The 24,004-nt window shown below is 63.2% G+C and carries 18 protein-coding genes; 4 read left to right on the top strand and 14 right to left on the bottom strand.

The genetic code is table 11. The features are described from left to right. Positions 1–27: 27 nt before the first annotated feature. From B5F40_RS04150 to B5F40_RS04115, 8 genes are all read right to left on the bottom strand, one after another. Positions 28–951, bottom strand: a complete 924-nt coding sequence (locus B5F40_RS04150; RefSeq protein ID WP_087193114.1) for a 4Fe-4S binding protein — start codon at positions 949–951, stop codon at positions 28–30. Continuing rightward, positions 948–1,586: a 4Fe-4S dicluster domain-containing protein gene (locus B5F40_RS04145; RefSeq protein ID WP_087193113.1), complete on the bottom strand. Its 639-nt coding sequence runs from the start codon at positions 1,584–1,586 to the stop codon at positions 948–950. Before B5F40_RS04145 ends, B5F40_RS04150 begins: the two co-directional genes overlap by 4 nt. A gap of 19 nt (positions 1,587–1,605) precedes the next feature. Continuing rightward, complete coding sequence (locus B5F40_RS04140; protein ID WP_087193112.1) at positions 1,606–2,274, bottom strand: TorD/DmsD family molecular chaperone; 669 nt, start codon at positions 2,272–2,274, stop codon at positions 1,606–1,608. Between the two features lie 195 nt (positions 2,275–2,469). Further along, positions 2,470–3,279 carry a dimethyl sulfoxide reductase anchor subunit family protein gene (locus B5F40_RS04135; RefSeq protein ID WP_087193111.1) on the bottom strand — a complete coding sequence of 270 codons (810 nt, stop codon included), beginning with the start codon at positions 3,277–3,279 and terminating at the stop codon, positions 2,470–2,472. Between the two features lies 1 nt (position 3,280). Continuing rightward, positions 3,281–3,865: a 4Fe-4S dicluster domain-containing protein gene (locus B5F40_RS04130; RefSeq protein WP_087193110.1), complete on the bottom strand. Its 585-nt coding sequence runs from the start codon at positions 3,863–3,865 to the stop codon at positions 3,281–3,283. Further along, a complete protein-coding gene (locus B5F40_RS04125; protein ID WP_087193109.1) occupies positions 3,855–6,551 on the bottom strand; it encodes a molybdopterin-containing oxidoreductase family protein in 2,697 nt (898 codons plus the stop codon). The genes B5F40_RS04130 and B5F40_RS04125 overlap by 11 nt, the downstream gene beginning before the upstream one ends. A gap of 108 nt (positions 6,552–6,659) precedes the next feature. Then, positions 6,660–7,277 carry a hypothetical protein gene (locus tag B5F40_RS04120; RefSeq protein WP_239442904.1) on the bottom strand — a complete coding sequence of 206 codons (618 nt, stop codon included), beginning with the start codon at positions 7,275–7,277 and terminating at the stop codon, positions 6,660–6,662. A gap of 189 nt (positions 7,278–7,466) precedes the next feature. Then, positions 7,467–8,561 carry an alpha/beta hydrolase family protein gene (locus B5F40_RS04115; RefSeq protein ID WP_162610877.1) on the bottom strand — a complete coding sequence of 365 codons (1,095 nt, stop codon included), beginning with the start codon at positions 8,559–8,561 and terminating at the stop codon, positions 7,467–7,469. A 668-nt stretch (positions 8,562–9,229) separates the two neighbouring features. On the opposite strand from B5F40_RS04115, the gene B5F40_RS15840 reads away from it, so the two are divergent. After that, positions 9,230–9,706: a hypothetical protein gene (locus tag B5F40_RS15840; protein WP_140396406.1), complete on the top strand. Its 477-nt coding sequence runs from the start codon at positions 9,230–9,232 to the stop codon at positions 9,704–9,706. Between the two features lie 400 nt (positions 9,707–10,106). Here B5F40_RS15840 and glmU read toward each other — a convergent pair whose 3' ends face one another. Together glmU and nhaA are read right to left on the bottom strand one after the other, a co-directional pair. Continuing rightward, entirely contained in the window at positions 10,107–11,486 is a 1,380-nt protein-coding gene (gene glmU, locus B5F40_RS04100) for a bifunctional UDP-N-acetylglucosamine diphosphorylase/glucosamine-1-phosphate N-acetyltransferase GlmU (RefSeq protein WP_087193106.1), read from the bottom strand. Between the two features lie 25 nt (positions 11,487–11,511). Further along, positions 11,512–13,380, bottom strand: coding sequence for a Na+/H+ antiporter NhaA (gene nhaA, locus B5F40_RS04095; protein WP_087193105.1), 1,869 nt, complete (start codon positions 13,378–13,380; stop codon positions 11,512–11,514). A 275-nt stretch (positions 13,381–13,655) separates the two neighbouring features. Between nhaA and hpf the strand changes: the two genes are divergently transcribed. Beyond that, entirely contained in the window at positions 13,656–14,237 is a 582-nt protein-coding gene (gene hpf, locus B5F40_RS04090; RefSeq protein WP_087193104.1) for a ribosome hibernation-promoting factor, HPF/YfiA family, read from the top strand. A gap of 353 nt (positions 14,238–14,590) precedes the next feature. Continuing rightward, on the top strand, positions 14,591–14,809 hold the full coding sequence (locus B5F40_RS04085) for an acyl carrier protein (protein WP_087193103.1): 219 nt from the start codon (positions 14,591–14,593) through the stop codon (positions 14,807–14,809). A gap of 177 nt (positions 14,810–14,986) precedes the next feature. On the opposite strand, the gene B5F40_RS04080 is transcribed toward B5F40_RS04085, so the two are convergent. Beyond that, positions 14,987–16,564 carry an FAD-dependent oxidoreductase gene (locus B5F40_RS04080; protein WP_239442903.1) on the bottom strand — a complete coding sequence of 526 codons (1,578 nt, stop codon included), beginning with the start codon at positions 16,562–16,564 and terminating at the stop codon, positions 14,987–14,989. A gap of 815 nt (positions 16,565–17,379) precedes the next feature. Between B5F40_RS04080 and B5F40_RS04070 the strand changes: the two genes are divergently transcribed. Further along, a complete protein-coding gene (locus B5F40_RS04070; protein WP_087193100.1) occupies positions 17,380–18,933 on the top strand; it encodes a response regulator transcription factor in 1,554 nt (517 codons plus the stop codon). 62 nt (positions 18,934–18,995) lie between these two features. Here B5F40_RS04070 and B5F40_RS04065 read toward each other — a convergent pair whose 3' ends face one another. The 3 genes from B5F40_RS04065 to gltA all read right to left on the bottom strand — a co-directional run bounded on the left by B5F40_RS04065 (position 18,996) and on the right by gltA (position 24,003). Beyond that, positions 18,996–20,720 (bottom strand): hypothetical protein, encoded by a 1,725-nt coding sequence (locus B5F40_RS04065; protein WP_140396405.1) that lies wholly within the window; start codon positions 20,718–20,720, stop codon positions 18,996–18,998. Between the two features lie 12 nt (positions 20,721–20,732). Further along, complete coding sequence (locus tag B5F40_RS04060) at positions 20,733–22,187, bottom strand: bifunctional folylpolyglutamate synthase/dihydrofolate synthase (protein ID WP_087193148.1); 1,455 nt, start codon at positions 22,185–22,187, stop codon at positions 20,733–20,735. Between the two features lie 352 nt (positions 22,188–22,539). Further along, the gene (gltA, locus tag B5F40_RS04055) at positions 22,540–24,003 is read right to left on the bottom strand and encodes an NADPH-dependent glutamate synthase (RefSeq protein ID WP_087193098.1); all 1,464 of its coding nucleotides are present in this window, start codon (positions 24,001–24,003) and stop codon (positions 22,540–22,542) included. Between the last annotated feature and the right edge of the window lies 1 nt (position 24,004).

The raw sequence follows: 24,004 nt of genomic DNA, 5'->3' as shown, positions 1-24,004 counted from the left end.
GCAGCGCGCACCCCGTTTCGCGTCGATTTATTGTAGCATCCGATCCTTCTCTTTCGCCTCCGGCGAAGCTCCCTTCTCCTTTGTCGACTTCGGCAAGAAGGGAAAGGTGATGGCGTGCATCGGGCAGGCGTCGGCGCATGCGCGGCACTTCGTGCACTCGTTGAGCGGTGCCGATGCGGCCGGATCGTGAAGATCGATGCCCTCGGGACACGCCTCGGCGCACCGATGGCACGGCTCGCCCTTCGACGAGCGCAGGCACGCTCCTTCGTCGGTTGCCGGACGAAACGTCCGGTTCAGCCGCGACAGCAGCGACAGCAGCGCACCGAGCGGGCAAAACTGGCTGCACCATTTTCGCAGCACCGCCAACTCTAACACAAGAACGGCCGGAAACACCACCAGCGAAAGAGCCACTTCGTTGAACTGGAAGAGGCGCCACAACGCCACGATGGTGGCAAACGTCAAACCCACCGGACATATCAGGCAAAACACCGGGAACCCGAACACGGCTGTGGACAAAAGCGCGCCTCCCAGCACCCAATTGCGCGAATCTCCCGCCCCGCCTCGCTTGGAGTTGGGGATGTCGAGCGCATCGAGTTTGGAAGATCGGAAAAGCCTCTTGCGCTTGCCCGCACCGTCTTTGGCCGCTTCCCGAGGCGAACCGGATCCGAAGATGCGCCGCAGAAGCGGCACTGGGCACCCCCAGGCACAGAACGCGCGCCCAAACACCAGCACAAGCACCACGCCGATGGCAAACGCAATGAGCATCGGCGGCACCACGGTTTTAGCGGCAAGAGCCACCTCCACCGCACCGATCGGGCAGATCGCCGCGATGTCGTAGATGCCCCAGGCCGAAGGAGTGCCCGTTCCGGCATGGAAGGCCAAGCCCAAACACACAAGCGCCACCACCGCCAAAGCGGACAGCGTGCGCAGCAGCTTCGCGTCGCGCTTCATGAGGCATTCATCTCGCTCTCGTTCTCGACGACGGTCGTGCCGAGCGCCGCGAACCGGCTCGGGCTGACCACCACGATTCCGCGTCGCGCACCACCGGCAAAGCTGCGGTATACGAGCGCGGGGCATATCTCCTCGCAGACGCCGCACCCGTTGCAGCGCTCGGCATTCACCACCGGATGGCCGGCATCGTCCAGTTCGACGGCCTCGAAGGGGCACGCTCGCTCGCACTCGACGCAGCCCTGATAGTAAGCAAGGCAGCGATCCTTCTGCACCACCGCCACGCCCACTTTGTCCACATCCGGATCGAAATTCCCGATCGCCCCCGTCGGGCACACGCGCAGGCAGTCTCCGCAGAAGTCGCAGCTCCCCCGATGAAAGTTCAGCTTGGGCGTACGGGCGCGCACCACGCCATCTCCCACCTCGGCCACCCCGATAACGCCCGTATGGCACACGCTGCGACAACGGTCGCACTTCACGCACGACGCCAGAAGGCGCAGCTCGTCCTGCGCTCCCGGCGGGCGCAGAAGATCGGTTTCAGACGCGCCGTCAAAGGCTTTTACCACCCCGCCGAATCCCGCGAACGCCGCAGCGGCACCGCAGAACCCCATGAACGCGCGACGCGTGTACTCGACCACGGCTTCCTCCGTTCGCCGCTTATGCCGCTTTGCCGACCGGCTCGATCACCTGATCCTCCAATGCGAGGAATCCTTCGGTGATATCGGCGATGCCGCGATAAAACGCCGTGCGCGCATACGCGCGGACATCGGCGCACAAGCGCGGCACCCATCCGGCCAGATGCTCGTCAAAGAACAGGCGCTGTTTCTCGCACAGCGCGGCGTAGCGCGCATCGTCTCCGGCCTCGAGCGCCGCCTGAGCACGCTCGATAAGCTTGGCCATGAACTGAAGCTCGAAGGACAGATGGTCCTCGGGCATGGTGTTCTCGGCCGGCAAACCCAGCCCTTCGCTCAGGTAGCAGGCCACCACCTCGTCGCGCGCTTCCTGCATGAGCAAATGCTCGGGGCTTGTGTACACCGACTCGTACGGCGGCGCGGTAATCTGCTCGTACATGCCCGCGCCCAAAAACACGCGCGCGTAATCCACCGCAAGCTCCTGACGTGTGCCGGAATCGCGATGACGCAGGTATTCCTTCACTGCAGAGTACCCCGCACCCACGAATTCGTCGTCCGCAGGAAGATCGCACTTCGCCAACGACTCGATCTGCTCTTCGGTCAACTCCACTTTGTACACGCTTGCCAAAAACTCGTAAAAGCCCTTGCGAGCGGTGTTCATCGCGACCAGCTCTTCGCGCTCGTGCAGCCCCATGCCGTCCTCCTCGCCTCTCGTCCTCTCAGCCTCTCAACCTCTTAGATTCGTCGTGATCCTGCTTGCCCTTGCCTCGATCGTTCGGCTAAGCCCTGCGCCTGGAGAGAAAGGCGCTTGCGGCCTGGCCGCGCGACCAACCACGGCAGGTGGAGGCTGCCGCCCACGTAGCGCACAGCCCCCACCTTGCAAGCGTCGCTACAGCGCGATTCCGAAATAGTTGGCCACCGCCGTGCCCACCATCCACATGACGGCGCGGAAAGCGACCGAGCCGGCGATGCCGCCCGCAAACGCAACAACCCCAAGCGCGAGCGTCGATGCCGGCTTGCTGCAAGCAAGCCACCCGCACACCGCAGGCACCACACCGCCGCATGCAAGCGAAACCCAGAACACGGCTGCGGAATCGCCCATAGCCGCGCCAGACGCGAACCCGAAGGCCAAACCCGATGCGATTGCAAGCACGCCGCCGACAACCGTTTCGATGCCGGCCAGCTTAAGGGCCTCGTCGCGCTCTTTCTTCAGAGCGGCCAGCAGCAGGTACAGCGCCAAACCGCTCGCCGCAGCGAATCCCAGGTAGCCAAACGGCAACGCGATGGTGTTCCACGTGGGACGAGCCTCCATCATGTAGGAGTAACCGCTCGCGAAGCTGAACACGACGCCGATGACGGCGGCCGCCACCGCCACGGCCTTGCGCACGCCCGCCGAAACGCCGCGGGCGAGCAGGATCAGATACACGACCTCTGCCAAAATGAACAAGCCGATGAGGAGTGCTTCAAGGAAGATACCCGGAGTGGGATGTCCGAGCACCGCCATGATGCGGTCGGGATGCGACAAGTGCGTCACCGACGCGATGCCGCCAACCACGGCCAGCACCAAAGCCACCGCCGATGCCAAACGATTCGTGCGCTCGGTCAGGCCACGCAGCTCGTCCACCGCAACACCCACCGACGCCCAGGTTCCGCAGCCGGCGACAGCCGTGAACAGAACGAGGGACCATTGGATCTCCATGCTACTCAACCCCTTCCATCCACTCGCCGTGCATGCTGGTCATGATGTACTTCGTGCAGGGGTTGTTGCCCACGTTCGGAAGCTCGTGGATGTCCGCCTCGTCGTACTTCGCAAGCTCCTGGGACACATCCGAGTTCGGATCGTCGAGGTCGCCGTAGAAGCGGGCGCCGGCGCTGCAGCTTTTCACGCAGGCGGGAAGCTCGCCGTTCGCGGTCAGATGGCCGCACAACGTGCACTTCTCCACCGTCTGAGACGCCTTGTTCCAGTCGCGCACGCCGTAGGGGCAGGCCATCATGCAGTACTTGCAGCCGATGCACTTCTCGCGGTCGATAAGCACCACGTTGTTGCCGTCGCGGTAGCTCGCGCCCGTCGGGCACACGTGCACGCACGGCGCATCGGCGCACTGCTGGCACATGGTGGGCAGCGGATAGCGAACCATGTTCGGGTACTCGCCGAAGGGCCCTCGCTGCAGCATCTTGTTCCAATACTCGCCCAAGGCGACGTCGTTTTCCATCTTGCACGTGATCTCGCAGGAATAGCAGCCCGTGCAACGGTCGAGGTTCACGACGATGCAGTTATGCGCCATATTCGAACACCTCCTCGGTGGGATCGCTCGGCTGCGGCATCCAGGGCTCGAACTGCTCGGGCTCGGTCCACACGCCTTCCGGAGCGGCCGCGTCAGGCGTGACCTTCACCTGGAAGCCGCGCAGGGTATAGGTGCCGTACTCGGGGTTGTACGGCTCGTCGTTCTTGGTCAGCACGTTGATGTTCATCACCTTGTACGCGCGCTCGGGATCGCTGTCCAAGAGCTCGGGCGCCCAGAAACGCTCCTGGTAGATGACGCCCTTGGCGATGGCCGTGGTCACGCGCGCCTTCCCGTGCGTCTCGCCGCGACGGCTGGCGATGGTGCACCACTGGCCGTCTTCCACGCCGTATTTCTCCGCGTCGTCCGGATGGATCCACATCTCGGGCACGGGGTAGATCTCGCGCAGGTACGGGATGTTGCGCAGCGTCCCGTGGTGGTACATCGGCAGGCGGCCTTCGGTCAGCACGAGGGGGTACTCGTCATCCGTGAGCGGGCTTTCCGCCGGCTCCTTGTAGTAGCACAAGGGCTCGTAGTCCTTCGACGCCGGCTCCAGGACCAGGGCCTTCTCCTCGAAGCACTGCGACCAGGGGAAGCCCGTGCGGCCCAGGATGGTGTTCGACTCGCAGTACACCTCGCACTTCTTGGACGGGGTGCCGAAGCCCTTGGGCTTGCCGGTGGCCTCGTCGATGCTCTCGTACACGTAGTACGTGCGGTACTCCTCTTCGGTGCACCACTCGAACACGCCCTTCTCGGCCGCTTCCTCCCATGTCATATCCAACTTGTCCAGATGAAGCTTCTGCTTCTCGTACTCGTTTTTGTACATGGGGATGCCGTTCGTGCCCTCGGCTGTGAAGGCCTCCTGCGCGTGCACGTTGCCCATCTCGGCCATCTTCTGCACGATCTGCGTCCAGATGAGGCCCTCCTCCACCGTCTCGAACAGGTGGGTGACCGCCTGGCGGATGACGACGGCGTTGAGCTGCGGGATGACCAGGTTGGTCTCAAGCCACTCCGCGGAGGGCAGCAGCATGTCGGCGCACAGCACGCTGAATGCTGTTGGGTACATGAACACATGGCAGATGAAATCGAGGTTGGGAACGATCTCGTCGAGGCAGGTGGCGTTGCCCAGCATTACATGCTTGTTGCCCGAGCGCTCGATCCATGCGTGGATCTGGTAGGGATCACCGTCCTTCATGGCTTTGAACACCGCGGGGATGAACGCCATATCCCAACTGAGCAGGCCTTTGTGCTCCTGCACGCCCAAACGCTTGAGGATCTTCTCCTTCTTCATGAAGCGAGGGGTGTTGGGGATCTGATCGCGCGCCGGGCAAAGCTTGAAACTTTGCAGCATGGAGCCGGGCCTCTGCACGTTTCCCATGAGGTACTCGAGGTTGAGGGCGCCGAGGGCGCACTGCTGCGACTGCTCGTACTGGTCGATGGCAACACCTTGCATGATGCCGGACTGGCCCGTCGTGTAGATTTCCAGCGCCTTCTCGATCTGGCCCTCGTCGAGCCAGCAGATCTCGGCCGCCTTCGCCAGCGTGAACTCCTCGACGCTCTCCTTGAGCAGCTGGCCGCCCGTGGGATACTGTTTGCCGTCGATCTCGTAGCTGCCGAACAGAGGCGGCTCGATGCCCTCGTTCATGGGGTACTCGAGCACAACGGGCTTGTTCTCGACGGGATCCCAGACGACGTAGTCTTTCTCGGTGCCCTCGAGGCCGCACTCGGTGGGCTTGAGCGTGAGGCGCGTCTCGGGGTTCACGAGGTAGGGCATGTTCGTCCAGGTGGTGCAGAAGTCCTTGTCGTACTTCTCGTTGTCGATGATCCACTTCGTCCACGCCATGAGCAGCGCCGCGTCGGTGCCGGGGCGGATGGGCAGCCACACGTCGGCCTTGGCGGCGTCCATCGTCATGCGCGGGTCGATGACCACCGTCTTGAGGCCCTTCTCGCGGGCACGCAGCTCGGCCAGCGCGCGACCGCCCGTGGCCACCGAGCTGTTCGACGGGTCGGTGCCCCACAGCACGATGGAGTCGACCGGCGAATCGGTGAAGTAGTAGTCCCAGCCGTTCGAGTCGGCAAAGGACAGGTTGTTGGGCTTGCCCATGCCGTTCGACAGCTGCGAGGCGCCCATGCGCGGCAGGTAGCACTGCGCGCAGCCGGGCTCCCACACGTTGGGCGTGTTGATGGCCTCGCCGAAGCGCTTCACGTTGCTGAAGTGCGGGTTGCCGCCACCGCCGGTGGACACGGCCACGCATTCGGAGCCGTACTTCTCGTCGATCTCGATGAGCTTCGTCGCGATCTCGGTGATGGCCTCGTCCCAGGTGATGCGCTCCCACTGGTTCTGGCCGCGCTCGCCCACGCGCCGCATAGGGTACTTGTTGCGGTTGGGATGGTAGAGCGCCTGGATGCCGGCCATGCCCTTCGCGCACAGGCCTCCTCGGCTCATGGGGCTTTCGGGATTGCCCTCGATCTTGATGACGCGCCCGTTCTTCACATGGGCCAGCACGGCGCAGCTTGCGATGCAGGCGCGGCAGGCCGTCTTCACGATCTTCACGTCGCCGCCCGTATCGGCGTGCGCCGCATCGACGTGCACGAGGTCGTCGCTCACGGCGACGCCCAGGCCGCACGCGGCGCCGAGCGCCGCCGCCGACTTCACGAAACTGCGCCTGCTGATGGTAGGCTGTGTCATATTCCCTCCTCCTTCGTCTCGTCTTCGCTGATGGTTCTGGGTGTTCTGCGGTTCTCTATCCCGAATGGGGCGCTCGCGCTCTCGGCGCCGATGAGGCCGGGCAGCGCTTTACCCGACCATGGCCAGCATCTGCCGGCCGGGCTCCGTGGTTTTCCACGAGCCGTCCCATGCAAGACCTCCTACGGTCTCCAGCTTGGAGATGAAGTGGCTGGGGTACACCTGCTTCGGCGCGCTGAGCGCCTCATCGCCCGAAAGCGCGCGCTCGATGGCGGTCTTCGTGGCGCCGCCGTTTTCGGCGCAGAGGGCAAGCACGGCGGCGTACACGTGCGCGTAGCCCGCGGGCTCGTCGCGCAGCGTTTCCGCGAAGCGCCGCGTGGGCTCGAAGCGTTCGAGCGCGGCGCGGCCGGCCGCGGTGGTTTCCACGGTGTAGCCGACGGGCATGTCCTCGGGCTGCGCGTCCGGCGCACAGTCGGGCTCGGACACCTCGACGGCTTCCACACCGCCGCAGTCGATCATGATGCGCACGAGCGCGTGGGCGTTCTGCGTGCTGAGGCGCAGCTCGGGACGCGCGTCGATGAGCGCCTCGGCCTCGCGGTACGGCATGCGCGCCTCGCACACGGACAGCACGGCGCACAGCGCGAGCGTGTTGGCATGGTTGGCGTTGAGTCGCTTGACGACGGCCTCGACGGCGTCCGGTGCTGCGGCGTTCGACGTTTCCCGATCCATGGTTCCCCTCCGTTTCCGCTCGTTCGTCATCGGTATCGAGCGGCTTCACCTTACGGGGCGACGGGCGCAGGGGAAACGTCCGTTGTTCGTGAAAACGCGGCGGACGGGCGGATATTTATGGGTGACCGAGGGGGCGAAAACGCCACCAATAATGGATGAGCGAAACGAACGACCTGGGGTAATAGGCGCTTAACGCACCTGCTCGTCGTAGAAGGACACGATGTTGCTCATGAGGTCTTCGTCGAGCATGAGGCAGGTCCTCTTGTCGAAATGCTCGGCGCGCCATGCGTTCATCAGGTCGGCGTCGTTCGCACCGTCGTTGGCCTCCCGATACGCGTAGTAGCCCTCGTTGAACGCGGCGATGTTGTCGCGCGCTTCATCTGAATAGTACAGGAAGCTGTGACCACGATCCTCGAACTCGACGAACGTGAAGCGCGGATCGTCGCCGAATTCCTCGCGATACCGGTCGATGCCCGTCTCGGGCGGCACAGTGGCGTCGTCGGCGCTGTGCAGCACGAGCACCTGGGCCTGCGACGACGCGAACCCCTCGAGGGAGGACGCGTCGGCGTAGGAGCCGAACTTGAAATGCTCGTACAGCGACAGGTACGGCATCAGCAGCGCGATGGCGCCGCCCGCCATCTGCCGGCCCTGGCTTTCGAGCATTGCCGAAGAGGTGTCGAAACCCGCAACGGACACGACTGCCTTCACCTCGGGATGGTCGGCGAGTGCGCTGCCCACCGCGTAGCCGCCCCAGCTATGGCCGAACAACATGACGGGAAGGTCGCGCAGGCGGTCGTCCTGCGCCACGGCATCGAGGGCGCGATCGAGGTCGATAACGCCCTGCGGCAGCCCGCCGACGGCGTCGCCCTCGCTGCGGTCGTTGCCCGTGGCGTCGTAGGCGAACACCGCATAGCCGCTGGCCGCGAAGCGGTTCGCCACGTCCATGTACGTATTGCACCCGCCGCCCAGGCCGTGCGCGATCACGACGACGCCCTTCGCACCCGTGCCGTCCTCGGCCACGCCCGCATCGGTCGACGTGTAGAGGTAGCCCGCGAGCCGCTGGCCCTTGTCCGAAACAAACGTGGACGCACTCTCACTCAGGGCCGGAAACTCATCGAGGGTGCGCTCCATGAACGCCGGCGTTTGCATGCGCGAGCCGAAGTTGCCCTCGTAGATGGCCACAGCCAGCGCAAAGGGAACCACGAGCAGCGCCAGCACTACAACGATGCCCAAAGCGATGGCCGCATGCTTCCAACGATGCCTGCGAACGGATTTGTTTTCCATAGCTGCCACCTCCCTCGAGCACGATGCTGTCGTCGGCATACCTGACACCTGGTGGGCGAAGGGCTCTCCTTTCCCAAGCTGTCCGGAACAGAGTTATACCATACGTATAGCAGATCACGTGCAGGAGATGCGCTACGGCAACGGACTCCGTGCAGAAGAACACGCGTATCAGCCGCTCGCTCAAGGAGCGCGTCGGTTACACGCCGTCGCAGGCGATTCGCAAACTGCGGGACAACGCCGCGCGCAACGCGCACAACCCGCATGCCGCACAAAGCCTGTTCGACACCGAAGATGAAGCGGGCAAACCCGAAGCCGAGGAAGAGAGAGCGGGGACGGGAGATTGCACCCAGGGGGGGGGCGAACATCGTCGCCTATCCGTACGAACAGTACGGGATCAAACCTTCGAATTGAGCAACGAACGCATCGTGCGAAGAGGTGCGCGACAACGCCCCGCTCGAGCGCCTTCGGGAACGGCTTCTCGATGCCTAACCGGCAAATTCCCCTTTCGATCGACGCGAACATCCGACTCAACTATTTTTCGCCAACCGTCCATGACATGGCCTAGCAACGTCCCTCATGCTGTGCGCGCATGAGCACGGCTCTCTGCTGCCGCACCCGGCGTCGCCAAAGACGAGCTCCACCCGACCGCGAATGCCTTTAAACGAGACATGCGCAACGAGAGAGGCGCGCTCCGAACGCGACACGGCGACGGCGACCGAAACGGCCTGGGAATGCGCAAGCAGCATGCGAGAACAGGCCACAGCCGCAGAAGCAGACGAATCGGGCCATGGACGGCATGCGGCTTCCGCAATCTCCGCAACGACCTTGAGGACAACCTGATCGCCGCCGCGCAGCGGTTGAGCGCAATGCATTTGATCGCCGATGACGAGCTGCTCGTAAAACATGCCCCCGTAGCTGCGCTCACGTCCCATGACGCGCTCGCGCTGCTGCAAGCGACGCAGCAAACCGAGACAAAGCACGGCGCATCCGCCAGTGTCGCGCGGCAGCTCTCGACCTTGGTGTTGCGCGCCTCAGCCCAGAACGGCACGGGACCCGCACCGCCCTTAGAAGTCGTTCCGGAGCGCGCAAAACGAAGGAACCTCGCGTTTTCGGCGATTCTCGCGATGCAAGTGGGCAAAACGTAGGAACCTTGCGCTTCGGAGGACAGAGGGCACGTCCTTCCGGCCCGCCTCGGAATCCGGGATCAGCGCACGTCCTCGATGAGGCTTTGCAGCTCCTGCTTGGAGTGCACGCCCGCCTTGGCGTAGACGTTGCGGATGTGGCTTTTTCGCCGTGCTGAAAACGAGGAAAGCCACTTCGGCGTTCGAAAAAAAAAGGGGGGGGGCGGGAGGCGGATGCACAGTTTTTGACGATTTGAAGCTCATGGGCGCATGAGGAAGAAGGCGCGCTTTCTCCTACCTGGGAAAACGCGCTTCGTCCTACGAAAAGTCGCGTCCGGAAGCTGTCCGGACGCGACTAAGGGCTTCAAAGCGACGATTTCCGTGACTCGAGAGCTCGTTTTCAAAGAGGAAGGAGCCGAGCTCCTTACCCCTCGATCTGCCGAGCGCGCTTCTTGGCGGCCCAACCGGGAATCTCATGCTGCTCGGGACGCGTGAGGGCAAGCGCATCGGCCGCAACGTCCTTCGTGATGCACGAGCCCGCGCCCACGATGGCGCCCGCGCCGATGTCGACCGGCGCCACCATCATGGTGTCGCTGCCGATGAACGCGCCGTCGCCTATCGTGGTGGCGTGCTTTTTCCTGCCGTCGTAATTGCAGGTGATCGACCCGGCTCCGATGTTCACGCCCTCGCCGATGGTCGCATCGCCGATGTAGGATAGGTGCGGCACCTTCGAGCCCCTGCCAATCGTGGACTTCTTGATCTCCACGTGCGTGCCGGCCTTCGCGCCCTCGCACAGATGCGCTGCCGGGCGCAGGTAGGCGCGCGGTCCGCACGTAGCGCCGTCGTCGATGCGCGCCTCGACGGCCACCGTCTCGTCCACGATGCAGCTCCGTCCCACCACCGTGTCGGTGAGGCGCGAGTTCGGGCCGATCACGCTGTCCTCGCCCACAGTCGTGGAACCCAAAAGGAACGTCTGCGGCAACAGCTCCACGTCGCGTTCGATGCGCACATCGGGACCGATCCACACCTGGTCGGGATCGGTCATGGTCACACCGGCCGCCATATGCGCAAGGTTGATACGACGCTGCAAGTGCTTCGTCGCCTCGGCCAGCTGGATGCGCGAGTTCACGCCCAAGCACTCGGCGGGATCCCCGCAGGGAAGCGCCAGCACAGGACGACCTGCGTTGCGGCATATCTCCAACACGTCGGTGAGATAGAACTCGCCTTGGGCGTTATCGTTGCCCACCTGCCGCAAAGCCGAGAACAGCGCGCGAGCATCGAAGCAGTAGAAACCGGAGTTGCATTCGCGGATGGCCTCCTCCTCTGGCGTCGCGTCCTTCTGCTCCACGATGCGCGCCACGGCTCCGTCGGCGTCACGCACGATGCGTCCGTAGCCGAAGGGGTCGTTCAGCTCCATCGTGAGCACCACCGCAGCAGCGCCCGCCCGCTCACGGACGCGCACCAGCTCGGCGATCGTCTCAGACGCGATGAGCGGACAGTCCCCGGAGAGCACCACAAGCGATCCGTCGTAGTCCGCCAAAGCATCGGCGCAGACAGCCACCGCGCCCGCCGTGCCGTTCTGCTCCTCCTGCACCACCACGTCCGTGTCTGCTTCCACAAGCGGGATCACCTGCTCGCGCGCATGCCCTACCACAGACATCACGCGCTCGATGCCGGCCTCGCGCGCCGCATCCACCACCCAACGGACAAGAGGCTTGCCCAAGATCTCGTGCGCGACCTTCGGCGTCTTCGACTTCATGCGGGTTCCTGCGCCCGCAGCCAACACGACAGCAGCTGCTTCCATGTTGCTCCTTCGCTCCGTAGCCTTCCTATTTATCGGATTTCCGCCCATCGGAGCCGTCGGACCACTCGATCCCGCCGGATCCGCCAGCCCCATCGGCTTCCTCAGCTTCACCAGAGACGCCCTCCGCGCCCTCGCCCCCACGGGACACGCCGCGCAAACGACCCTCGTCTCCCGACCGGCGCAACGTCTCCTCAACTCCGACGAGCGGCGACTTGCCTTCGCGCTCCTCGAACTCGCGCCGCACCTCTTTCGCCGAATCGTTCTCGCCCTCCTCGCTCAGCACGCGCACCGCCTCATCGCGCAACGCCTCGCGCACTTGGTTGATCGAGCCGTCTTCCAAAAGCCCACTCTCGCCCAGATCGACGACGATCTCGAACACACCGCCGCGCCTCTTCGCAGCCTCAACCTCGCTTTGGAGAGCCGGGCTCTCGATGTCGCGCAACAGCTCCTCGGCATCGCGCGTCGCCTCATCACCCGCTGTCTGACGCGCCACGTCGTCGCCGCTGGCCGACAGGTAGGCCACGCCGCGCCTCTGCGCCGCTTTCGCCTGCAGCAGCAAAAACACGAAACCCAGCACGCCGGCCAAAAGCGACGCAGCCAAAATGCCCAGCTTGGCCGTAGCCACGTGAGCCTCATCGGTAAACGCGAGGTTCGCCACGAAGATGGCCATGGTGAATCCGACGCCGCCCAAGATGGATGCACCCAGCATATGGAACCAGTTCACGTTCTCGGGCAGCGATGCCAGCTTGCTCTTCACGATGGCGAAGCTCATGAGCATGATGCCTATCGGCTTGCCCAGAAGAAGGCCCAGCATGACTCCGTACAGAACGGGATCGGCCAACATGGCGCCCACGTCCATGCCGGAGAAACTCACATCCGCGTTCGTGAGCGCGAACAAAGGCAAGATGCCGAAGTACACCCACGGGTACAGCCGATGTTCCAAGCGCGTCGCGGGCGGAACCACCTGACGAGCAACGCGCGACAGAGACGACACCGTCTCTATGTACTCGCCTTGCGCAATGACGGGCGTTTCAGGCTGGAAGGCATCGTGCGCCTCGCGAACTTTGTCCCCCGACCAGGCGGTGAAGCTTTTGAGGTTCACGCGAGAACCCGACGGAATGACGAACGCCAGCAGCACGCCAGCGATGGTGGAGTGCACGCCCGACATGAACACGCAGTACCACAACACGCCACCCACCAGCAAATACGGCACAAGCGAATAGATGTGGATACGGTTCATCAGCACCAACGCCACCAGCACCGAGGCGGCCGCGCCCAGCCAGAACAGCGATGGACTGTGACCGTAGAAGATTGCGATCACCAGAATGGCGATGATGTCGTCGGCCACGGCGAGCGTGCTCAGGAACACGCGCACGCCGCTCGGCACGCGATTGCCCAAAAGGGCCAAGATGCCGAGAGCGAACGCGATGTCGGTGGCAGTGGGCACGCCCCATCCATGCGCCGTGCCAGGATTTGCGGCGTTGAACAGCAGGTAGATGACGATGGGCGCGATCACGCCGCCCACAGCCGCCATGATGGGCAAAAGAGCCTGGCGGATGTTCGTCAACTCGCCCACCGTCAGCTCGTATTTCACTTCCAATCCCACGAGCAGGAAGAACACGGCCATGAAAATGTCGTTGATCACGTGCGCGAGCGACATGCCGGCGAACGATCTGCCGAAAAACAGACCGACCTCCGTGTGCCAGAATTCCAAGAACGCCTCGTACGCACCCGTGTTAGCCACGACAAGCGCCACCACAGCGGCGAGCAGCATAAAGCCGGCCGCTTTCGTGGAGGAATGGGTGAACTTGATGAGTTTCCTGTAACGCGCCTGATGGCCCTGCACCTCGCTGATGAAAATGCGCTGGGTGCCATCGATGTTCGTGTCCGCCATGTCAGCCTTCGCCTTCCGCATAGGAGATCATCATATTATCTCCGATCACGCCTGCGCGCCCGCTCAATTGTCGCACGTTTTTAAACCGATTTCATAACACAGGGCAAAATGCCCGGGCAAAAGTCGATGAATTGCGTTATCCTGTACCTGGCAGCTGAGGCGTGAGGAGTCGGCTTGGAACATGCGTGAGGGGCATATCGTGTCTGCCCGCATGAACTGGGGCGTTACTTGCGGTTGGCTGTTTTTTATTCGCTTCGAGTAAAGAGGTGATCGCCATGAGCATTACCGTCACCGGACGCAAAATGCCCGTAACCGATGCACTGCGTCAGTACGCCGAAGAGAAGATCGGCAACTCCATGAAAGTCATGGACATCGACCCGCTCGTCGCCGAGGTCGTCCTGTTCGTCGAAAAGAACCCTGCCAACCCCCGCCCCGCCTGCTGCGAGGTGACTTTGCGCACGAAGGGCCACATCATTCGTGTGGAGGAGTGCGAGGAAGACATGTACGCAGCCATCGACGTGGCCGCCGCCAAAGTGGTGCGCCAGCTGCGCAAGTACAAGACGAAAGTCATCGACCGCAAGCTGCGCGCCACAGACGAGTCGGCTCGCGCGATCGAACCCACCGCCGCAGGAGAGCTTGATGTCGAGGGGCTCATGGAGGAGCTTGCCTCGGACGACGAGGTCGTGCGCGTGAAGGAGATAGCGTTCGAGCCGCTGACCGAGGAGGAAGCGCTCGTGAAGATCGACCTTCTGGGACACGACTTCTTCGCCTACACCGACCGCGACTCGGGATTGGTGAACGTGCTGTACCGTCGCGACGACGGCGGGTACGGCTTGCTTAAGCAGACGGAAGGGTAAGCGCTCGGCCAGTTCGGTCGCATGGCAAACGAGAACGCGCGAAGGGGCTTTCGGGCCCCTTCTTCTTATTCTGGACAAAAACGCACGGCTTCTCTATTCTCGCTCAGAGATAAAAACGTGCTCGTTCTCCATCAGGCACTTTTCTCGAACATAGGTTGCGATGCGTCGGCAGCAGACCTTTCCGAGTCGAAAAACCGGAGTAAACGTCGCTTTTCTATACATGATCATTTTAATTATATTTAAAGAAAGGCCGGTTCGACCTTGCCGCAACTTCGGATAGCGCGCGCGGCGCAAGTTTGCAGTTCCGACATCTGCTACCATGGATGGCAACGTTATCGAAGATAGGAGGCGACATGGCGACCATCGACACCATCAGAACCGTCCTCGAAAAGAACCTCGACATCGACCCGACCACCGTAGACGAATCGTCGACGTTCGAATCGCTCGGCATCGACTCGCTCGACATGGTGGAGCTCATCTGCGACCTCGAGGAAGCTTGCGAAGTGGATTTCGGAGAACCCGAGGGCCTTGCCAGCGTAGGCGACCTCGTGAAGTACATCGATTCCCTATAGGCCGCCGTCTCGCCGCCCGCCGAGACGAGCCAGCATCCCGCAAAGCCCCGACTACAGGGATCGCCGCGCTGCGCGCTTCGGCGCCAAGCGCGCCAAGCCGCAAAGCGCAACGATCCTCGTTCGAAGTCAGGCCGCCAGAAGCCGCGCCGCCCTACCGCACCGGCTTCGGGTGAGACTTTACGCCAGCGCCGCCTCCGCAGCGTTTGTCCCGGCCCAGCGACCCGACGTGTACGACCAGTTGAGACCACAACCACCCGCCGGATAATCGTCGTAGATGAACGTGCCGCAGCACACCTCGCCCGCGGAGTACAGGTTCGGGATGGGCTCGCCCGCCGTGTCGAGCACCTGAAACGACGTGTTCACGCGATAGCCCCCGAAGCTGCCATGCGTGCACACTCCCATCGTCAGGACATAATACGGCGCCTGCACAAGCGGGACGAGGCTCTTGGCCTTCTTGCCGAATTGAGTGTCCTCGCCTGCGGCAACCATCTTGCTGTACGCATCGAACGTCTCTTGGGCACGCGCGCCGCCGATGCCCAGCGCTTCAGCAGCTTCGGCCACAGTTTGGCCCTGCGCGAACAGCCCCCGGTCAAGGCCAAGATCGAACTTCGAGCGCAGATCGTCGTCGAGCGCATCCACCATAGCCTGATCGTACACCGCGAAGAACTTCTGATCGTCGAAATGCGCAACGCTGTAATAGATGTCGTGGGTCTGGCCCGCCTCGTTGGCGAAGCGTTCGCCCTTGGAATCGATCCACAGCGCCTTGTTGCTGATGAGCTCTGACTGCCCTGCCTCAACCGGACAGGCGAGGATGCCGTTCGTACCGCCGTGGCCCACGTAGTCGGCACCGATATCGAGGCCCATCTGCAAGCCCTCGCCCGTGCAGCCCACGCCCACCTCGGTGTACACGCCAGAATAATCGGGGCAGTACGCATCGATCATCTCCGCATTGCGACAAAACCCGCCTGTGGCGACGACGATGCTCTTCGCATTGTACTGGACGAGCTCTCCTGCGCTGCTGCGCGCAATCACTCCCGTCACCGCTCCGGCATCGTCCACCACGAGCCTCTCCGCTGCCATGCCGAAATGGAACTCCGCGCCCGCCTGCTGGGCGAACGCCGTCACCGGATTGAGCGCATCCATGCCACTCGTACGGCATTTCGCCTGACGAGGGATGGTGTCCTTACCTTTGAGCAGCACTTCCTCTTGGAAATCGACGTGCAGATCGTTCGCAAGCCAGTCGATCGTCTCGCCGAAATGGTAGGCGCAGAACTCCTGCATATCGTAGTCGAGCTTGTCGCCGCCGCACGACAGGAAGTACTCCAAAAGCGCCGCCGGATCGTCCTCGATGCCCGCCGCCTTCTGCACGCTCGTCCCCGCTCCGTAGAACCCGCCGAGCGCAAGCGAGCTGGACCCGGCAAGCCACGCCATCTTCTCCAACAGCACCGTTTTCGCACCAGTCGTGGCAGCCCAACCCGCAGCGGTCACTCCGGCTCCGCCGCCGCCCAGCACCACCACGTCGTAGTCCCTCGTCTCACGCGCCTCGGTGGCGACGGCCTTGTGCGGAGCGCAGCCGAGCAAGCCCAGGCCGCCCACCGCCATCGCTGCCAAACCGCCCGTCAGCGCACGAGCGAACTGACGTCGCGATAACGACAGGGCGGCTCCTTCGCCCCTGCTGCGAAGCGGCGCAGCTGAACCTTCACCGCCGCAGCCCTCCGCGCTGCTCGACCCCATCCCGTCTTCCACTCTCCTCATGATCGTTCCTTTCCTCCCTGATGCACTGATGAGCAATGCGGCTTGCCGCGTTGCGCACGTTACGCGCGACGACTGCTTGCCGGAAGCCACCTTCCGGGTGAAACGCCCGCAGCGCCGACCGGTTTCACCCGGAAGGTGTGAGCCGAGCGTCTCCGATGCCGCAAGGGACCCTTGCCGCGACGGAAGCACCAGGCAGATGCACGAGGAGGCGGGGCTGCGACGCGTCGAGAAGAAGGGAAGCCTGGAAGGGCGAGCGGTGCGGGCTTGCCCGATGACGGGCGCAAGAAAGAACGCCGGGGGAAGAGCCAATCCGCCGTTCTTGAGGCCCGCCGGCCATCCGATTCGTCTTGCGGGCAAGACTGATCGACGGCGGCTTGCAAAGGATCGAGGCCCCTCGCATGCATCGCACCGAATTCGGCTCCGAGGAGCGGGAAGCGGACGCGAAGCGCGATCCACGCGCCGCCCTTACGGCAGAATCGGCCTCGACCATACGAAAGCATCGGAAGAAGAGGGCGGAAGCGGCAAATCGCGGGAAAACGAGTTGGCGGACCATCGCCAAATGGCAAAATGGCCGCACGACGGCTCCGACGGAGCTTCGTGAGCACGCCGTCCAAGGAGCGTTTTGCGACCCCGCGAACCAGAATGCCCGAACGTCTTTCGCCTGCGCGAAGATGATGCTTGTCGCAGATGAAGAACGCAACCCGCTCTCAAGCGAATCCGCAAGCACCGATCAGGCAAGTTGCGAAATCAGCGCGGTTGGCGACGCTCGTATATACTGGACAGCGCACCGCTTCCCCTGCGCGAATTGAGGATCAATGTCCAACACGGACCAAATCGCCCGAACGAACACGCTGACCGTGCTGACGGACGGCCCGTTTCTGCCCTCGTTTCTGGGACTGGCGGCCACGCGCGTATGGCTGCAAAGCAACCTCTTCGCCTCCTACACGCAAAGCGACGACGGCATGTTCACGATTGTCAACCAGCTGTTCTACGGCCTCGCGATGGTGGTCGGCGGAGCCATGGCGCTGCACAAGCCCTTCTCGAAACGCGCCCGCACAGCCGTGGCATGGCTCGGCTTCGCGATCATGACGTTCTCCACCGTGCTCATCCTCGCAGGAAAGGAAGCGAACGCCGTCGCGATCCTCGTTGCGGCAAGCGTGTCCGCCGGCATCGGCAGTGCATTGGGCGGCGGCATGTGGACGGCGGCCTATGCGCGCTTGGGACTGCGGCAATCGGTGCTGTACGGGTTTCTGTCGCTTGCACTGGGATCGGTAGGAGGGCTTGTTCTCAGCTTCCTGCCCGAAACGCTCGGCTACACGACCAGCATGTTCATGCCCGCCATCGCACTTCTATGCTATCAACGCGCCATGAAGGCGGATGTGGGAGCGCATCCCGCACCCGAGCCGGTGTACGACCGCGAACCGCGCACCACCATGCTGTTCATCTTCGGAGGGCTGGCCGTGTTCGGTCTGGCACTGGGCGTGTCGCGTGGCTTTCCAGCGGGCGAGCCGGTGCCCATGGACGCCACGCAGCGTATCGTGCACCAAATGGGCGTCGTGGTCATCAGCCTGTTCGTCATCTGGTGGTTCATCGTGAAGCGCAAGAGGCTGAGCTTCTCATTCCTGTGGCGCATCGAGATCATGCTCGTGGCGGCAGGGATGCTTGTGCTGTCAGTGCTGCCGGGCCACTTCACCGGACTGGCCATCGCCGTGGTCAATATCGCCGACACGCTCATGCTGGGCGTGCTGTGGGTGACGTTGCAGGACGTGGCGCGCCATACCACCACCGACGTGTACGCCGTGTACGGGTTCGCATGGGCATCGCGCATACTGTCGAGAGACGCGGGACGCGTGCTCGTCATGGCTCTCGGCACGGCAGGGCTGTCCTCGTATGCGGTGACGGCGGTCATCGGCATCGTGGTGTTCGCGCTCGCCGTAAGCATGGCGCTGCTGCTCTCGGACGGAATTCCACGACTGCGGCCGCTGTTCGAGCAAGACGAACGCCGAACACACGAAGATGCGGGAGCGGGCTCGAACGCAAAAACGACCTCGGCAGGAGCCGCGAATGCCGAGGGAGGCGGACGCGTCGACGCGGAAAAGGCACCGGGCGAGCGCTCCGGCACGAGGTGCTCGGCGAAGACACAGGCCGACGCAACCATGGACGGCAGTTGGCTGCGCGACGCGTTCGACCTCTCCGAGCGAGAGACGCAGGTGGCCTTGCTCATCGCACAAGGCCGCAGCAAAGCCTACATCGCCGATACGTTGTTCCTCTCGGAGAACACCGTGCGCACGCACGCGAAGAACGCCTATGCGAAGATGGGGGTTCACTCGAAGCAGGATCTCATCGACCTCGTCCTCGGCGGAAAATAGCGCCGCGCCCCGCCCGCATCGGCATCATGCGCGAGCGGGGCGAAGGCGCGTCCGCAACGAGGTCATTCCGGACGCGCCATGACCTTTCTCCCCTCGTCTTCGTACACCGTTTGGTATCCGAGCCCTTCGGCGGCATGCATCAAATGCGTATCTATCGCATCGTCCAGCCCGCCATTGGACAAAACAAGGTAATCGAACCAATATTTCTCGATGAAGCTGCGGAGGCTCTCGTCATCGAAAGAGACCGTCCGTCCCTGATCCTCCCTGCGACCGAGCCCCACGATCTCCCCGCGAATCTCGCTGCGGCCGTTCAACGATTCCAAAAACACCTCGGCTCGCCCATCGTAATAGCATGGTATGCGATACGCGAACTCAAGGTAGCTTCCATCGTAAGCATACACGTCCAGATCCGATACCTCTTTCCCGAAGCGCGGCATGGCATCTTCGACGATGAACGCACCCGAATTTGATTCCACTATTTCGTATGCGCTCCTTCCCTTTACCAATGGCGAAGCGAAGAATCCCGAAAAAAGGAATACGAGCGAGAGCCCCACGGGCAGAACCACATTCCCGTCGAACCTGCTCTTCTCGTCCCGGAAAAAAACGGACGCCCACTGGGATGCCAAAGCCAGAACGACGAGCAGAACGAAAAAGGAGTTTCTGAAAGACCACAGCGCGAAAGCCGCGAATATCGCCCAGAGGACAGGGAGCCAGATATCGCCACGCCGCACAAAAACAATGGACAGCGCCAGTCCGACAACGATCAAAATAATCACAATCGACACGAAAGCGAAATAGGGGCCGACGCCCACCAACGAAAACCAAAACTCGATCAAAGGCTGGCATTCGCCTATGTACTGCGTGATCAAAGGAGACATCGACCGGAAAATGTACAGCACGGCATCAATGCCGTACGGATTGCACAAAAGCACCACGGCGGACGCCGCGCCCGTCAAAGCCAAACGCCCCGCAAACCGGAACTCCTTGCGCACGAGCGCAGCCAAAAAGAAACCGCCCCCCACCATGAAGATTATCGGCCACATGCTTGCATGAAGGTTGATCAAAGCGCACGACAAGAACGGAATGGGGACGAGATACCTCGCATCCTTCTGTATGCGCGCCTTCTGAATCAAATACATGGTGCACGAGAACGCGAGCGCGTCGAACACGCGCGGACGAAAGCCGACGGTCAGGCATAGCGGTAAGAAAACCAGTATCGCCACAACAACATGAACCGTTCCGACTTTCGAACCGCTTTGCATGCAACCGGCGAGAACGGCCACCCACACCGCTACCGCGAGAATAAGATAGAGGAAAATGGCTAGGCCGAGATATCCTGAAACGCTCCACACCGCATAGAAGATCGCCGCGGAAAGCCATTGCTGGGGAAGATAGGAGAGGCCCTCGTGCATGGAGAACGGCTCTTCTCTCGTGAAACCGTTCTCCCAGATGAAGCGACCGGTATTAAGCACATGGTAGATATCGACGTTGGCGCCTAAATCCCATATCAGAGAAGTGCCCAGGAAAACCATGCCGAGCACAAGGATGATGTACTTCGTCTGTGGCTTGCCAATCCACTCGAGTACACGAGTCTTCACGAAAGCGTCCCTTTCTTCTCCGTCGCCGCCGACCGCGGGCAAAACGACGTTCCATCGCATTATCCGTCCCACACGCTCCAAAAGCGCAATTTGCCATTGTATCGTGCAACGGGAAAAAAAAGGGGGGGGGGGATTAGAAATTACCTGCCGTCTCATTATTGAGACGGCAGGAGTGTTATAGCGGCGCATCGGAGGCTGCGATCAGGCCCTTAGCCCTTCTTTGATCGCCGCGACCGAGTACAAGCTGCCGAATGCGCATACCAGTCCTCCGGGACCGGCCAAGTCGCGAGCACGCGACACCGCATCGTTGAAATCGCTCGCCACGTGCAGCCTCGCACGCGCAGAGCGACCTGGCACATCTTGCTCTTCCCTGCGTATGGCACTCGCCAGCTTCTCGGCTGGAAGGGCGCGGGGGTTTTCGGGCGACACGCACACGAACGCCGCACCGAGCGGCAGCACGGCTCGCACCATGGCAGGGTAATCCTTGTCCTCCAAAACGCCAACGATGAACACGGGCCTCTCGCCGGGAAACACGTCGGAGAGGGAGTCCGCCAACGCACGCGCGCCCTGCGGGTTGTGACCGCCATCGACCACGAAGCGCCGACCCGCTGCGTCGGGCGCGGGGTCGGCGAGCACTTCGAAGCGTCCCGGCCATTCTGCAAAAGCGATGCCCGACCGCACCGCCGCCGCGCCGATCCGCCAGCCGCGATCCCGCAGCGCGCACGCCACCTCGATGGCAAGCGCCGCGTTCGCCGGCTGGTAGCTGCCCAGGAGCCGCGTCGTATAGCGCTCGCCACGGTAGGTGAACGATCGCGCAAGCACTTCGGGTGCAGCGGTCGAATTGGACGTGCAGGTCGCTTCAAGCATATCGACCGGCGCATCCGCCCCAGGCGCATCCAACGCTCTGGCAACCCCGACCGCTCCTTTATTCTCGCCCAACGCGACCGTTCCATGCGCCTCAGACTCTTCCCACGACACGCTCCCCACCTCGAGCGCCGTAAAATCAGGGATCGCGACTTCGCAGCCGCATTCGGCGGCCGCGCGCTCCACCACAGCCATCGCCTCGGGTTCCTGCGGCCACGACACCACGGCCGAACCCCGCTTCACGATGCCAGCCTTCTCGCCCGCTATGGCAGCCAACGTCGAGCCGAGCAGTGCCGTATGATCGAGACCGATACGCGCGATGACGGCCACCTCGGGCGCATCGATGACGTTCGTGGAATCCAGCCTTCCGCCCAATCCCACCTCCAGCACCACGACGTCGCAATTCCGGCGTGCGAAATGTACGAGGGAAACGGCGGTCATCAGCTCGAACTCGGTGGGATGGTCGGCCATGGCCTCGGCGCGCTCTTTCACGATCAGCGTCGCCTCGGTCAAGTCCGCGAGCGAGATGTTCGCGCCGTCCACGCGAATGCGCTCCTCGAATGCAACGAGGTACGGACTCGTGAACAGCCCCGTGCGAAAGCCCGCCGCCTGCAGGATGGCCGCGAGGTAGGCGCAGGTCGACCCTTTGCCGTTCGTGCCGGCCACATGCACGAACTTGAGACGGTCCTGCGGCCGACCCAATCGATCGAGCAGCTCGGCAATACGGCCGAGGCCGAGCCGCGATTCAAGCCAACGCGGCTCGTTAATGTACGCTATCGGATCGAACGACACAAAGACCTCCAAACGACATCGTGAGCTGAACGCAGATGCTTCACATAAAACATCTGCTCGCGCTCAGCGCGACCGCGCAGGAGCGAAACGTTCTGCGCCTCGCACGGAACGCGGGAGCAAAAGCCCGGATTGGCGTAGCAAGCCAGCGAGGGCGCCCGTGGCACCTGAGATCGTGGGGATGACGGGGACGAAGCGTGCTTCGGCATGCGCCGAACACCCCACCGGGCTGTTCGATCCCTTGCTATGCGCCCGAGCGGACGCGCGCCGATCGGCGAAGTCGAGGCGGGGCTCCGGCATCGCCACGAGATCGGGCACCACAAGCGGCCGCAGCGTCGGCGAGCTTCGAAGGCCGTCAGGCCTTCGAAGCCAGATACTCCGCGATCCCCGCAGCGGCGCGCTTGCCAGCGCCCATAGCCAAGATGACCGTGGCCGCGCCGATGACCGCATCACCGCCGGCGAACACGCCCGGCTTCGACGTGGCGCACGTGCGCTCGTCGGCAACGATGAGGTTGCGCGAGGTCATCTCAAGCCCCGACGTGGACTGCGCAATGAGCGGATTGGTCTTCGAGCCCACCGCGATCACCAGCATGTCGACGTCGATGACGAACTCGCTACCGGCGACGGCTTCCGGCCGCCTTCGGCCGCTCTCGTCCGGCGCGCCCAGCTCCATGCGCACGCATTCGAGCCCGCGCACCCAGCCCTTGTCGTCGCCGAGAACACGCACCGGATTCGTGAGCAGTTCGAACTTGACGCCCTCCTGCTCGGCGTGATGGATCTCCTCCGCGCGAGCGGGCATCTCCTCGCGACCGCGGCGGTACACCACGCGCACGTCGGCACCAAGGCGTCTCGCAGTGCGCGCCGCGTCCATGGCCACGTTGCCGCCGCCCACCACGACGCAGCGCTTTCCGGCGTACACCGGCGTGTCGTACTCGGGAAATTCGTACGCCTTCATGAGGTTCACGCGCGTGAGCAGCTCGTTGGCCACCATTACGCCATTGAGCCCTTCCCCCTCGATGCCCACATAGCTCGGAAGCCCCGCGCCCGTGCCCACGAACACGGCATCGAATCCACGCTCGCCCAAAAGCTCATCGACATCGTAGAGCTTCCCCACCAAAGCGTTCGTTTCGAAGGACACGCCGCTCTCGCCAAGCTCCGCCACCTCGCGCTCCACAAGCGCCTTCGGCAGACGGAACTCGGGAATGCCGTAGGTCAGCACGCCACCCACCTTGTGCAACGCCTCGAACACAGTCACGCCGCAACCGAGCTTAGCCAACTCGCCTGCGCATGTGAGGGACGCCGGGCCCGACCCGATGACGGCCACGCGCTTGCCGGCAAGGTCTTTCGGCTCCACCTCGACGACGCCGCACGCCGCACGCTCATCGCGCATCTTCCCCAGCGCGACCGCGGCCTCCTCCGGATGGGCGAGCGCCCAATCGGACACGAAGCGCTCCAAACGTCCGATGCCCACCGGCTCGCCGTTCCTGCCGCGCGTGCACACGCCCTCGCACTGCGTCTCCTGCGGGCACACGCGCCCGCAGATGGCCGGCAACGCGTTCGCGCCCTTCACGATGGCGTAGGCGCGCGCGAAATCGCCCTCGGCCACCTGTGCGATGAACTGCGGGATGGGCACGCCCACTGGGCAGCCGCCCACGCAGGGGGCATTCGGGCATTGGATGCACCGGCGCGCCTCGGCCATGGCATCCTCCTCGGAATAGCCTCTCGCCACCTCGTCGAACGTCTTCGCACGCTCCGCGGGATCCAACTCGGGCATGGGAACCTTCTCCTTCTGCCGGTTCACCTCGTAGCTGGTCGCCATG

The organism is Gordonibacter sp. An230, assembly GCF_002159915.1.
GTDB lineage: Bacteria > Actinomycetota > Coriobacteriia > Coriobacteriales > Eggerthellaceae > Rubneribacter.
The sequence above is the reverse complement of the archived record's forward strand: the minus strand, read 5'-3'. Positions and strand labels throughout refer to the sequence as shown.